Here is a 225-nt window from a genome sequence, read left to right as displayed (position 1 = left end):
GCAAGAAATAAAACAGCTGCAAAAAGAGCTTAATCGTAAAGATAAAGCCTTAGCTGAAACAGCGGCATTACTTGTTCTCAAAAAAAAAGCGGATGCCATTTGGGGTTTCAACGAGGACGATTAACAACACAGGCTGAGCGACATGAATTAATAACGCTTATTACAAACGCGCAGGATTCAGGGGCAAGGAAAGAAAAAGCATGTGAGTTACTTGGGCTGACGGTA

Annotated in this window: 1 pseudogene; it reads left to right on the top strand. The window is 41.8% G+C overall.

The features are described 5' to 3' along the window. A pseudogene (locus H5201_RS23670) lies at positions 1 to 225 on the top strand (IS3 family transposase); the annotation flags it as partial.

It is taken from the genome of Pseudoalteromonas sp. SG43-6 (assembly GCF_014164365.1).
GTDB classification, from domain to species: domain Bacteria; phylum Pseudomonadota; class Gammaproteobacteria; order Enterobacterales; family Alteromonadaceae; genus Pseudoalteromonas; species Pseudoalteromonas rhizosphaerae.
The sequence above is the reverse complement of the archived record's forward strand: the minus strand, read 5'-3'. Positions and strand labels throughout refer to the sequence as shown.